General features: G+C 37.4%; 13 protein-coding genes. 6 read left to right on the top strand and 7 right to left on the bottom strand.

The genetic code is table 11. From position 1 onward, the window contains the following. Nucleotides 1–21 precede the first annotated feature (21 nt). A complete protein-coding gene (gene tldD, locus COMX_RS08560) occupies nucleotides 22–1,473 on the top strand; it encodes a metalloprotease TldD (RefSeq protein ID WP_034339940.1) in 1,452 nt (483 codons plus the stop codon). On the opposite strand, the gene COMX_RS08555 is transcribed toward tldD, so the two are convergent. Together COMX_RS08555 and COMX_RS08550 are read right to left on the bottom strand one after the other, a co-directional pair. After that, complete coding sequence (locus COMX_RS08555) at nucleotides 1,470–2,066, bottom strand: IMPACT family protein (RefSeq protein ID WP_034339937.1); 597 nt, start codon at nucleotides 2,064–2,066, stop codon at nucleotides 1,470–1,472. The genes tldD and COMX_RS08555 overlap by 4 nt on opposite strands. A gap of 68 nt (nucleotides 2,067–2,134) precedes the next feature. After that, nucleotides 2,135–2,461, bottom strand: a complete 327-nt coding sequence (locus tag COMX_RS08550; RefSeq protein ID WP_034339934.1) for a hypothetical protein — start codon at nucleotides 2,459–2,461, stop codon at nucleotides 2,135–2,137. Nucleotides 2,462–2,590: 129 nt separating this feature from the next. Here COMX_RS08550 and COMX_RS08545 point away from each other — a divergent pair, with 129 nt between their 5' ends. The 3 genes from COMX_RS08545 (at nucleotide 2,591) to COMX_RS08535 (ending at nucleotide 7,278) form a co-directional block, all read left to right on the top strand. Continuing rightward, nucleotides 2,591–3,832 (top strand): MFS transporter, encoded by a 1,242-nt coding sequence (locus COMX_RS08545; protein ID WP_051462042.1) that lies wholly within the window; start codon nucleotides 2,591–2,593, stop codon nucleotides 3,830–3,832. Between the two features lie 165 nt (nucleotides 3,833–3,997). Next, nucleotides 3,998–6,478: a mechanosensitive ion channel family protein gene (locus COMX_RS08540; protein WP_034339930.1), complete on the top strand. Its 2,481-nt coding sequence runs from the start codon at nucleotides 3,998–4,000 to the stop codon at nucleotides 6,476–6,478. An 83-nt stretch (nucleotides 6,479–6,561) separates the two neighbouring features. Then, nucleotides 6,562–7,278, top strand: a complete 717-nt coding sequence (locus tag COMX_RS08535; protein WP_034339927.1) for a MarC family protein — start codon at nucleotides 6,562–6,564, stop codon at nucleotides 7,276–7,278. 60 nt (nucleotides 7,279–7,338) lie between these two features. Here COMX_RS08535 and COMX_RS08530 read toward each other — a convergent pair whose 3' ends face one another. Both COMX_RS08530 and COMX_RS08525 read right to left on the bottom strand, forming a co-directional pair. Continuing rightward, entirely contained in the window at nucleotides 7,339–7,914 is a 576-nt protein-coding gene (locus COMX_RS08530; RefSeq protein WP_034339924.1) for a uracil-DNA glycosylase family protein, read from the bottom strand. A gap of 14 nt (nucleotides 7,915–7,928) precedes the next feature. Beyond that, a complete protein-coding gene (locus COMX_RS08525; protein ID WP_034339921.1) occupies nucleotides 7,929–8,642 on the bottom strand; it encodes an NAD-dependent deacylase in 714 nt (237 codons plus the stop codon). A gap of 126 nt (nucleotides 8,643–8,768) precedes the next feature. On the opposite strand from COMX_RS08525, the gene COMX_RS08520 reads away from it, so the two are divergent. Next, entirely contained in the window at nucleotides 8,769–9,608 is an 840-nt protein-coding gene (locus COMX_RS08520; RefSeq protein WP_051462041.1) for an SDR family NAD(P)-dependent oxidoreductase, read from the top strand. 93 nt (nucleotides 9,609–9,701) lie between these two features. Beyond that, a complete protein-coding gene (locus COMX_RS08515) occupies nucleotides 9,702–10,253 on the top strand; it encodes an adenine phosphoribosyltransferase (RefSeq protein ID WP_051462040.1) in 552 nt (183 codons plus the stop codon). A gap of 21 nt (nucleotides 10,254–10,274) precedes the next feature. On the opposite strand, the gene accC is transcribed toward COMX_RS08515, so the two are convergent. The 3 genes from accC to aroQ are packed head-to-tail and all read right to left on the bottom strand — an operon-like array spanning nucleotide 10,275 to nucleotide 12,533. Then, on the bottom strand, nucleotides 10,275–11,624 hold the full coding sequence (accC, locus tag COMX_RS08510; protein WP_034339919.1) for an acetyl-CoA carboxylase biotin carboxylase subunit: 1,350 nt from the start codon (nucleotides 11,622–11,624) through the stop codon (nucleotides 10,275–10,277). Between the two features lie 4 nt (nucleotides 11,625–11,628). Next, nucleotides 11,629–12,081: an acetyl-CoA carboxylase biotin carboxyl carrier protein gene (locus tag COMX_RS08505; RefSeq protein WP_034339916.1), complete on the bottom strand. Its 453-nt coding sequence runs from the start codon at nucleotides 12,079–12,081 to the stop codon at nucleotides 11,629–11,631. Next, nucleotides 12,081–12,533 (bottom strand): type II 3-dehydroquinate dehydratase, encoded by a 453-nt coding sequence (gene aroQ, locus COMX_RS08500; protein WP_034339913.1) that lies wholly within the window; start codon nucleotides 12,531–12,533, stop codon nucleotides 12,081–12,083. Before aroQ ends, COMX_RS08505 begins: the two co-directional genes overlap by 1 nt. Nucleotides 12,534–12,655: the final 122 nt, after the last annotated feature.

Raw genomic sequence — 12,655 nt, 5'->3', positions numbered from 1 at the left:
TTTATCATAAAGGTAATCTTCATGACTGACCCTATTAATGCGCTTGCTATGACAGATGAGTTATTTTTCAATGGTTCATCCAGCCAACTGGATCGTGAGCAAACTGAAAAATCTGTTCATGACACATTAAACGGTATGGATGATGGGGAGTTATTTCTGGAATATTGTGAAAGTGAGATGATCTCTATTGATGATGGGACTATTCGCACGGCAACGACCGATATTACCTCAGGTTTTGGATTACGATCAGTTCTAGAGACAGAAACAGGCTTTGCACATTCAAATGAGCTTAATGATCAAGCCTTAAAACGTGCAGGTGAAACCGTCAGTCAACTTAAAATGGGACGCAGTGGCACAATGTCGGAAAATCCCATTGCAACAAACCAGCGTCTTTATCATCCAGAAAATCCTTTGCAACAAGGAAGCTTTTCTGCCAGAGCACATTTACTTCACGAAATTGATAATTATGCACGCAGCAAAGATAACCGTGTTGTGCAAGTCAGCGCCTCTATTTCTGGGGAATGGCAGGCTATTCAAATTATCCGTGCCAATCAATTTAGAACAGCTGATATTCGTCCGTTGGTGCGTTTAAATGTATCTGTAATTACCGAAGAAGATGGACGTAGAGAAATTGGTTCTTATGGATGTGGTGGGCGTTATGGATATGATGAAATTACCCAAGAATCTCTTTGGAAGGCCGCAGTTGATGAGGCTTTACATCAATCTTTAGTAAACCAACAAAGCAAACCTGCCCCTGCTGGGGAAATGGACGTGGTTTTAGGCGCAGGATGGCCTGGTATTTTACTTCATGAAGCCATTGGTCATGGACTGGAAGGTGATTTTAACCGCAAAGGGACCTCTGCGTTTGCTGGTCTGATGGGACAACGGATTGCTGCTCCTGGTGTAACCGTTATTGATGATGGTACAATTAATCAACGTCGTGGTAGCCTCAGCATTGATGATGAAGGCACCCCAACTCAGCGCACAACATTGATCGAGGATGGTATTTTAACAGGTTTTATTTATGATCGTTTAAATGCTCGATTAATGAATAAACAATCTACAGGCAATGGTCGCAGGCAATCTTTTGCCTATACCCCTATTCCTCGAATGACAAATACATTTATGCTGGCTGGTGATGCATCACTTGATGATATGATTTCTAACACAAAACGTGGTATTTATGCGGTTAATTTTGGTGGTGGGCAAGTCGATATTACCTCTGGTAAATTTGTGTTCTCTACATCAGAAGCCTATCTCATCGAAAATGGTAAGGTAACTCATCCCGTTAAAGGGGCAACCTTGATTGGTAATGGCCCTGATGCCTTGACTAAAATTACCATGATTGGGAATAAGATGGAACTCGATAGAGGGGTTGGTACTTGTGGTAAAGCAGGACAAGGCGTTCCTGTTGGTGTTGGTCAACCTGCATTGAAAATGTCTGGCCTAACCGTTGGTGGAACTGATCTTTAACCGTCTTCTATAATCACAGCCTGTCCCCGTGTAAGGTCTAAAACACGATCATATAATGCTACATAAGTATCTTCGGGGACAGTAATTTTCATTTCTACTTCTGCACCAAACTCTTCACTAATAATTTGGGCATCATATTCGACTATCCGCGCTTTGAGTAAAGCATGATCGGAAAAAGAACATAAAATGCTTGCTGTTTTTTGTGGAATATATTCTGCACGGGGTGCTTGCCGCAAACATTCCGCCGCTGTGCCACCATAAGCACGAATTAATCCCCCAGCCCCCAGTTTTATCCCACCAAACCATCGAATCACTAAAATCAAAACCTGATCAAAATTTTGTTTTTCAATAATTTGTAAAATAGGACGACCTGCTGTTCCAGAGGGCTCTCCATCATCATCACTGCGATATTTCTGTCCAATTCGATATGCCCAACAATTATGTGTTGCCTCTGGCACCCTCAACTTTTGCAACCACTCCTGTGCTTGTTCTTCAGACGCAACAGGAACTGCATGAGCAAGAAAGATACTTTTTTTAATCTCTTGCTCATATTGATAAGGTTCAATCAATCGATAAATCGTATTATCACTCATAATAATTTAGTAACATAGAACAAAGCAAAATAAAATGCGCTATGATATATCTATAAACTAGCTATGTCCTATGAATCGATAATATTTTTTAGTAGCTTTTCCCCAGCAAAAACATCACCTGGATATAATTGTGCATTATAAAAAGCTTGGCAAATCAGTTGATCAAAAAACTTTATACTTTCTTCTTCAGAGTGTTCTTGAGCATATATTCTTTTCATAAAGAGCTTTAATGTTTCTAACAGAATTGTATTTTCAGCTAAAGACTGATCATTACTTTTTAGCCAAAATTTCTGCCCTGCCTCATTCTCAGGGCTAGGTCCAAACAACCCACCGCCTCGTTCTAGTTGTTCATTAGTATATTGAGCAAGCTCTGTAATTTTAGTAAATTGTTTCATCTAAATTCATATATATAGTTATATTATTTTCTATATAATACTAAATATAGATATTATTGTCTATATAGTAAAATTAAACTATGATATCAATTTTACAAAAATATACCTCTCTATTTAGTTATTTTATTAATGAACATTCCTTCAAATACCCCCACTTTTAAACAACTCATCCAATATCCAGGTCTGTTAGCAGCTATTTTTGGTCGTACTTTTTCCTCTCTTGCTTTGCAAACCTTATCCGTTGCTATGGGATGGCAAATCTATGACCTGACCCACAGTGCCGCCGCCCTTGGATTCGTTGGATTGGCAATGTTTTTTCCTTTGCTGATCTTGGTTTTACCAGCAGGACATATGTCGGATCGGTTTAATCGTAAAAATATTGTCGTGATCTGCCTCATTATCGAGGCACTCTGTGCCATAATTTTAGCATGGGAGTCTTTTCATAATAAATTAACCCCGACTTTAATGTATATAATCTTGATTTTATTTGGTTGTGCACGGTCTTTTGAAATGCCGTGTCAGAAAACATTTTTAGTTAATATTGTTCCAACAAATTATTTCCCTCAAGCCACAGCTCTTTCGTCCTCTTTATTTCAAACCGCTTCGATCTTAGGCCCAGCGGTTGGAGGGATTTTATATGGATTTGGTGCTGATCTGACTTATATCGTTTGCACAGTCAGTTTTTTATTAGCTGCCATCGCAACATTTACCATTCAATTTAAACCCATCCAAAAAACACCCATGCCTTTATCTATTAAAAATCTTTTTGGAGGTATTAGTTTTATTTTTTCTCGACCTCGCGTATTAGGCGCTATCTCACTAGATTTATTTGCAGTTTTATTAGGTGGAGCCACCGCTATGCTGCCTATTTATGCCAAAGACATCCTTCATTGTGGGCCTGTTGGATTGGGGATTTTAAAAGGATCCTCTGCAATTGGTGCTTTGTTAATTGCAACTTATTTAACCAAATACCCAATCCAACGTAATGCGGGTAAAAAAATGTTTGTTGCTGTTTTTATCTTTGGCATAGCTACGATTATTTTTGGTCTTTCAACTAATTTAACTTTATCTGTTATCTGTCTAGCCGCTTTGGGGGGGGCGGATGTCATCAGCGTTGTTGTGCGTAGCACATTAATTCAACTTTTAACCCCTAATGATATGTTAGGACGTGTTTCTGCGGTTAATATGGTCTTTATTGGATCTTCTAATCAATTAGGCGAATTTGAAAGTGGAATGCTTGCTGAAGTTGTAGGCCCAGTCAATAGCGTTGTTATAGGTGGAATAGGCACCATTATCATTGCCTGTTTCTGGATAGTCTTATTTCCTTCTTTACGCAAAGTTGATCGGTTGGATAATTTAAAAACTGATTAATCTTTGAACAAATATCACAAACAAGCTTGATTTTTTACTCAGATAATTTATGGTTTTTGTAACAAGAGTTAAAAGACCATTTAAATAACTGCAGTCATTTTCAATTAAATTTTATATTAACTCATACAAATACCTTTTTTTCTTTTCCTATCAGGAAGCATATTCATGAAGCTGATTATACGTTCTTTTTTGATTATTTCGGTTATGTTGGGTATCACTAGTTTGAATTCCAGCTATGCTCAGAACACTGCAACAGATACAACAAAAAAAAATTCTTCTGCTGCTACTCCTTCTATTTTTGTTAATACTCCTGATACCACCACACAACCCCAACTCGACGCAATGACCAAAAAGCTTAGAAATATCAGCAAAACATTGCAGTCTATGGAAAAATCAGAAGATCGTAATGCGTTTAAAAATCTTTTAAGCCAAGTCCAAGATATTTCAATTACAGCAAGCGATCTGATTAAAATGTTACAGCCTCGCTTGGCTGGATATACTCAAGCTCTTCAAACGTTAAAATCTACAAATGATTCAACAACAGATGCAACCACTCCTAAACCAGATGATAAAAAAAAACCTGTTGATAACGACAACTTAGAAGTTAACAACTATCAACAATCCTTAGTTAAAAACCGCCATGACTTGCAATCAAAAATTCAACAAGCAACCATTATTCAACTCGAAGCAAATAGCCAAATTTCTCAAATACAACAATCCATAGAAAATATTCAACAAGTCCAACTTTTTACACATCTTCCGTCCCCACTATCTGGCGATTTTTGGCATCAAATAGGTCTGTATCATCAAGCTGATCAAACACGCATCTCTAATATATATACAGATTTTAGCAGTTTATTTTCCCAAACATGGAGTAATGGAACATCAAGTCGTTTACAAATGCTTGGAGGGATTTTAGGGGCATTACTCATTATCTTTTTGGCTCGCCCTCTTACCGAAAAGTTAATCACAAAACTTGTGGAAAAAATAATACCCCCTACACGCCTCAGGCGCAGTTTGATGACATTATGTGCTGCTATATTATCTTCTATTACCGCAGGTGTGTCTGCCACTGTTATTTTTACATCATTAGGGTATCAAGATAGTGTCAATCATTCTGCCTTTGAATTTTCACAGCATATTATTCACCAACTTTATTTTTGTGGATTTATTTTAGGATTATATCGTGGTTTTTTAGCTGTCAAAAGCCCTCAATGGAGATTATTGCCTATTGGCGATAAAACTGCAAAAGCCATTAATATTTTACCAATCATATATGCAGCAATCGTGTTCATGTTAGGCGTTGTTAATTATATTAATACTACCAGTGGAGTTAGTGTTTTTGCACAACAATTATGTAATGGGTTTTTCACAATTACTGCTGCATTATTATTCTTAGCTATTCCAATTAAATTGCGCCAAATAGGCTCTGAACGATTAACTACAGGAGCTAGTCCTGGGTTGGGATTTTTCTTTGTTGCTATTGCTCTGCCTATTTTTTGTATTATTTGTGTCATTACAGTACTTACAGGCTACATCTATCTTGGTTTTTCAATGGCTGTCTGGTTAAACTGGGTTGCTCTTGTATTCAGCACCTTAACCCTATTAAAAATTCTGCTCATTGATATCACGAACTTATTTTTTGATCCTGATCGTTGGGTTGGACAAAAAATACGATTATTAGGTATTAAGCCTCAAAGTATGGAGCAACTTGCAACAGTAATCACCGGGGCAATTACAGTCTTAACAGTGTTACTGATTATTGCATCATTCGTATCACCTGGAAACTTTGACCTTGTCTTATTTGCCCAACATTTATCTCTTATTTTACAAACACAACAAATAGGAAATATAACAATTTCCTTTGGCTCTATCGCTCAGGCATTTGTTATATTTATAGTAAGTATTTACTGTATTCGTCTTATCCGGAACTGGCTTAATGAGAAATTATTTCCTAAAACAACCCTAGATCATGCAACACGTAATTCAATTGATACTATTTTTAATTATTGCTGCTGGATTATTGTTGCTGTTGTTATTTTATCTACCCTAGGGGTAACAACACAAAATATTACATGGATTGTCAGTGCATTATCCGTAGGTATTGGTTTTGGTTTACAAGCTATTGTTCAAAACTTTGTTTCTGGCTTAATTTTATTAGCAGAGCGACCTGTCCGCCTTGGGGATACGGTTACCGTTGGAGGAGTTAAGGGAACGGTTAAAAGTATTAAAGTTCGTGCAACAGAAATACAACTTAGTGACTTTTCAACCCTAATTGTTCCAAATTCTCAACTTATTACAACATCAGTTCAAAATTCAACACGAAGCCGCCATATGGGACTAATTTCCATCAAACTACCTGTTATTGCTCCAAAACAGATGGAACAAGCCAAATTACTTATTTTAGATATTATGAATAATCATCCTGAAGTCGTTGAAACCCCCAAACCTAGCGTATTGGTTGACAGTATTACTGAAATTGCTTTGGTTATTTCTATTACCTGTTATGTTAATCCAACCAGCAGTACAGATGGGGTAAAAAGCGATATTTTATCAGAATATCTAAATGAAATAAGCAAAATTACCACAAAAGATCCCGTGGAGAAACCCGCACCCGAAGAATCCCTTGCATCTGAAAAAAAGTGATCTATAAGAGAAAATATTCAAGAACAACATGGAAAAATATAACCAAATAATATTTTTCCATTTTATGACATCAAAGTAAAATTATGCATCTTACTGAATCTCTTCCCTTATTACATACTTTTACAAGCGTTTCTGGCAGTTTTTTATTTGCATTTCTTGCATTAATTCCTATTGCTGATCCGCTTGGCTCTTGTCTCATTTTTTATCAAGTCACTGAAGAACGAGAGGATGCAGAACGTCGACTTTTAGCCAAAAAAATTGCAATCTATGCCTTTATGATATTAGCATTTTCAATATTTATTGGTGAATTTGCGCTTCGTTTTTTTGGAATTAGTCTTCACGCAGTTCGTATTGCTGGGGGATTAGTCATTGCAGTTCGAGCATGGTCATTACTCAATGCGCCTGAACAAAATGCCGATCGTAAACAAAAAGAAGCTGAACAGGGTGGACGTACGATGGCGTTACCTAATGGATTGGATGCGGCATTCTTTCCATTGACCATGCCTTTTACAATTGGCCCAGGCTGTATCGCAGTCGCTATTTCACTAAGCTCTTACAGACCTGCTGAAAATATTACCAAAATATTTAACTTTTACAGTGGATTGCTTTTGGCGGTTATCTTTGTATGTCTTATTATTCTTTTAGCATATACATTTTGTGATAAAATCATGAAAGTACTTGGAAAATCCAGAGCACGTATTTTATCACGATTAGCTGCACTTGTTTTACTGTGTATTGGTGTACAAATTGTTGGTACTGGCATACAAGGGTTCTTAATGCCTATTTTCCATCAACCGTAGATTCTTAAAAATGATTATCTTACAAAATTTACTATATGTATTTTTTGTAAGATAATGCTTTTACTTTAATATTTCTTTTACTTTCTGCCTCAGCGCAAATAAAATATCTTCCTGAAAATATGGATTCTTTTTTGCCCAAGCCAATGTTCTCCACGAAGGGTGAGGCAGAGGGAAAAAATCAGGTAAATAATCTTTATAATTCTTAACTCGATCAGTTACCGTGCCCTTTCCCAAAATATAATTTTGTGCATAAGAACCAACCAATAATGTTAATTTCAACTCTGGTAATTGTTGAAGTATTTTATCCCTCCATCTTGGTGCACACTCTTTTCGTGGAGGTAAATCGCCACCATTTTTGCCTTTTCCAGGATAACAAAACCCCATCGGAACAATTGCAATCAAAGCATCATTATAAAACATTTGACGATCAATCTGTAACCACTCTCTTAACCGATCTCCAGAAGGATCATTAAATGTAATGCCACTTTCATGCGCCAGTGTTCCTGGAGCTTGACCAGTAATCAATAAACGTGCTTTAGAAGATCCAACTTGAAGAATAGGTTTTGGCCCCAAAGGTAACCCTTCACAAAAATGGCAAGCTCTTACCTCTTGTAATAACTTTTCTAATGCACTCATTTACTTATCTCCCGTTAGATTTCATCCTTTAAAACTTGCTCTACAAATTGTGGTACAAGTTGTGTTGCAGGCCCCAACTTACTTTCATTAAAACATGTTGTTCCTGCCGAAGGTTCTAGGTTTAATTCTACTGTTTTTGCATGCCCCGAAGAAGCCATTTGTACAAAACCAGCTGCTGGATAGACAACCCCCGAGGTTCCAATCGATACGAAAAGATCACATGATAATAAGGCTGATTGAATTTTATCCATGTCGTAAGGCATTTCCCCAAACCATACGATATCAGGACGCAATTTTTGCTGACCACAATGTGGGCAAGGCGTATCTATAAAACAATCGTGTTGCCACTTGATTTTGGCATCACATCCTCGGCACCATAATTTATATAATTCACCATGCATATGATATAATTTTTTACTACCCGCCCTTTCATGCAAATCATCAATATTTTGTGTAATGATGATTAACTCTGCATCTATTTTCTTTTGCTCAATGGCTTTTTCTAATTCTGCCAAAGCAATATGAGCAGCATTAGGCTGCACATTGGGTAAATCATTACGTAATTTATTATAAAATTCATGTAATTTTTGAGGGTTTCTTTTAAATCCTTCTGGCGTGCAAACTTCCTCCATACTATACTTGGCCCAAATTCCATTTGCATCTCGAAAAGTATCCAAACCAGATTCTTTACTGACCCCAGCACCTGTTAAAATAACTATTTTTTTCATCATTTCCTCCACGAAAATGTCATATAATGTTATTATAATCATTTACAGATACTTAAAAAACACATTAAATAGCTTTTTAACAATTGCTGTAGCAAATAGATTTTTACTAGGACTGAGATTTGTCAAATGCGCTTTAAATTTTTTAAACGTTCAAAAAAAGTTGCCATTATAACAGGCGCAACAGGTGGTTTGGGCAAAGACCTAGTCAAGCATTTGTCGAATGAACACTATCGGATCATTATGGTCGCAAGAAATATCAAACAACTTGAACAAATTTCATTACATTATGGTAAAGAAGTTACAGGTTGTCTATGCGATATTTCACATAATAATGAAATTGCCTATTTATGTAATGATATTCGTTCTCGTTTTGGACAAATTGATGTCTTAATCCATAGTGCTGGAACCATTTGTCCAGGCCCTCTTGAAATGCAAACCGATCAAATGATTGCTGATCAAATTCAAGTTAATCTGACAGGAGCCATTCTCATTACCAAAGGGTTGCTACCTTTAATGAAACGCAATAGCTCAATTATTTTTATTAATTCTCTAGGGGGAATATTACCCCTCAAACATAGCACTTTATATTCTGCTAGTAAATTTGGCCTGCGAGGATTTGCTTTGGCTTTGTCAATGGAGCTAAGGCCCAAACGTATTTATGTGTCCTCTATTTTCCCTGGGGCAATTGAAACACAAATGCTACATCGCGAAATGAAATGTGGTGGCTCTATACTCAACTTCTGCTCTCCCCCTCTTTCAACCGAGGCTGTTTGCTTAACTGTCCTGAAAGCTATTCGGCAAAAAAAATTAGAATATTTCCTTCCAAAATGGAGTGGACTGCAAATAAAACCTTTAATGATGCAACCTTCTTTACTTAAATTTATAATGCCTTTATTAGAGAGAATTGGTCGAAAAGGTCAAAAAGCATGGCAAGAGCAACAACTTATCTCTCCTCCCAAAAAGTAAGTCTTTGTAAAAACTGATTGCGCAATTGGGGTGAACCTTTTACATGTAAAGTTTCATCCTCATTATTTTTCTAATCAAGAACGATCTTTAAAAATGAACGATACACAGCAAGAATCATTTAATCCCCCTCAAATCGATTTAAAAAAATATATTCGCTCTATTCCTGACTATCCAAAAAAAGGAATATTATTTTATGATATTTCAACATTATTAAGAAATGCAGATGCATGGCAAATTGCTGCTGCACGTATGGCCAACGGTGTTGCTAAATGGAATCCAGATTTAGTCGCTGGCATTGAATCCAGAGGATTCGTTAGTGCTTCTCCATTGGCATCTGCTCTTGGATGTGGCATGATTATGATTCGTAAACCAGGCAAACTTCCTGGAAAAACAATCTCTTTGAATTATGACTTAGAATATGGGCAAAACTGCCTTCATATCCAAGAAGATGCTGTTAAACCAGGCCAACGAGTTGTAGTTGTTGATGATTTATTAGCGACAGGTGGTACTTTACAGGCCTCTATTGAGCTATTACGCAAAGTCGGTGCCGAGGTTGTTGGTGCAGCTGCGTTAATTGAATTAAAAGGATTAAAGGGACGCGAAAAAATTGACGTCCCTTTACATTCTGTAATTATCTATGAATAATGAAGCGTAATAAGAAAGTGTTTATACTTTCTTATTTTTTTCAATAAAGTTTTCCAACCAATGAATTGTATATTCACCAGCTTGGAATTCTTTATCTGCAAGAATTCTTTGCTGTAACGGAATAGTTGTCTTTACCCCATCAATCGCAATTTCACCCAGAGCACGTTGCATACGTGCAATTGCAGAAGGGCGATCTGGAGCATGAACAATTAATTTAGCAATCATACTGTCATAATATGGTGGAATCGAATATCCAACATATAAAGCACTATCTAAACGCACCCCGAGCCCGCCAGGAGCATGAAAAACAGCAATCTTACCTGGGTTAGGTGCAAATGTTTCAGGATCCTCTGCATTGATACGACACTCAATAGAGTGCCCTTGCAATTTAATATCCTCTTGCTTCACACTCAACTTTTCACCCGCAGCAACCCGAATTTGTTCTGCCACGAGATCAACGCCAGAAATAAATTCGGTAACAGGGTGCTCTACTTGCAAACGTGTATTCATTTCAATAAAGCAAAAATGACCATCTTGGTATAAAAATTCCAAGGTTCCCGCGTTACAATATCCAAGTTCACGCATTGCATTGGCAGAAATTTCTCCAATAGATTTGCGTTGTTCATCGTTTAACGCGGGAGAAGTTGCCTCTTCTAATACTTTTTGATGTCGACGTTGTAAGGAACAATCACGCTCACCTAGATAAACAACATTACCATGTTTATCAGCCATGATTTGAATTTCAATATGACGCGGTTTATCGAGATATTTCTCCATATAAACCTCATCATTACCAAATGCCATTTTAGCTTCTGTTCGAGCAACCTGCCATGCTTCTTCCAGTTCGGCTGCAGTATGGGCAACTTTCATCCCACGTCCACCACCACCAGCTGTTGCTTTAATCAACACAGGATAGCAAATTTCTTCAGCAATATTTTTTGCCTCAGCAATATCTTTTAATGCACCAGGAGACCCAGGAACTAATGGAACATTAAATTGCTTCATCGTTGTTTTAGCTTGAATTTTATCGCCCATCGTCCGGATATGTTGTGAAGAGGGACCAATAAAAACCAACCCATGTTCTTCTACAAGCTCTGCAAAATCAGCATTTTCCGACAAAAAACCATACCCAGGGTGGATGGCTTCTGCGCCCGTTACCATTGCAGCAGACAAAATAGCGGCTTTATTTAGATAGCTTTCGCTAAGCGCAGGCGGTCCAATACAAACACTTTCATCAGCAAGACGAACATGCATTGCATCTGCATCTGCTGTTGAATGAACAGCCACTGTTTTAATACCCATCTCTCGACAGGCTCTTAAAACACGAAGCGCAATTTCACCACGATTGGCGATTAAAATTTTTGAAAACATTATTTTATTCAATTACTGCCAAAGCTTCACCATACTCAACAGGATCACCTGATGAAACAAGAATATTTGTAATCTTACCTGTTTTATGGGCTCTGATCTGATTAAATGTTTTCATTGCTTCAATTAACAAAATGACTTGTCCTGACTGCACGTGCTGGCCAACAGTCACAAAAGGAGGGGCTGATGGGTCAGGTGTTAAATACGCAACACCAATCATTGGACTTAGAACTGCACCAGGATCTTTAGATAAATCCTGAGGTTGTTGTAATGATTGTGCTGGAACATCCCCAGCAACAGATACTGCGCCAACTGGAGCAACAACAGTGTTGCCACTCAAGTTTCTTGCAACACGAATCCTTTGATCCTTTTCTGCAATTTCAATTTCACTTAAACCGGTTTCGGTTAAAATATCAGCTAGAGCACGAATAACTTCGGCATCGACGAGCAGCTTGCTCATTAATTGTCCTCTTCTAGAATAAGATCAGCCATCGCAGCCAAGGCCAGGGCATATCCTTGCAGACCTAGTCCACAGATAATTCCTGTTGCTGCATGCGAAACATAAGAATGATGTCGAAAGGATTCTCGACGATAGATATTTGAAATATGTACCTCTATAACTGGTAATTCAACAGATAGTAACGCGTCCAAAACTGCAATAGAAGTATGGCTATATGCTCCGGCATTAATAATAATCCCTTTTGCTTTACCCCTACACTCTTGTATCCAAGATACTAGCTCTCCCTCGTCGTTCGTTTGACGAAAATCAATTGCAATCTCAAGCTGCTCTGCATTTTGAATACAAATTTGCTCTACATCATCCAAGGTTGCGTTCCCATATATTTTAGGTTGGCGCATTCCCAGCATATTCAAATTTGGTCCGTTCAAAACATATACAAGCGGTAATTCCATCACCAGTTACACTTTCAGATAAATTATATCCTCACTAAATATAACGACTTCATTTAATAGGCAACTGTTAAGATTACACCAAATTAAACTTTGGTTAAACTCTATATTTTACTTTGTTTCAT

The organism is Commensalibacter papalotli (ex Servin-Garciduenas et al. 2014) (assembly GCF_000527695.1).
In the GTDB taxonomy this organism is placed as follows: domain Bacteria; phylum Pseudomonadota; class Alphaproteobacteria; order Acetobacterales; family Acetobacteraceae; genus Commensalibacter; species Commensalibacter papalotli.
Note: the sequence above shows the minus strand (reverse complement) of the source record. Positions and strands in the feature narration are given on the sequence as shown.